At 72.4% G+C, this 352-nt stretch carries 1 protein-coding gene; it reads left to right on the top strand.

What is annotated here, in order from left to right:
* Positions 1-163: 163 nt before the first annotated feature.
* Positions 164-352 (top strand): hypothetical protein (locus UK12_RS44020; protein WP_231591506.1); only part of this gene is annotated, 189 nt, incomplete at its 3' end.

Consider the following 352-nt stretch of genomic DNA (forward strand, 5'->3'; position numbering starts at 1 on the left):
CTCCTGTCTGCTCGGCGGTACAGGCGGCGGGGGGCGGGGCGCGGCCGCCGTCCCCCCCCCCGGGGGCGGCGTGTTCGGCTCTGCCCACCCACCCCGCCCGCTCCGCCTCCGGCAGCGCGCAAAGAAGCCCCCCCGCGGGGGTCTTTCCCCCTGCCCGGCCGTGATGACCGCCATCGGGTCCAGGCAGTCCTTCTCCCCGCTGGGCAGGTTCGGGGAGAGCCAGCCCAAGGAGACGGCCCCGATCGCGGCCATGAACAGCTCGATCGCGATGAAGCTGGTGCGCGGGGTGACCACGTACAGGATCACTACCAGGAGGCGGACGAAGAACAGCAAGGTACCACGGGTGTATCCC

The organism is Saccharothrix sp. ST-888 (assembly GCF_000955975.1).
GTDB lineage: Bacteria > Actinomycetota > Actinomycetes > Streptomycetales > Streptomycetaceae > Kitasatospora.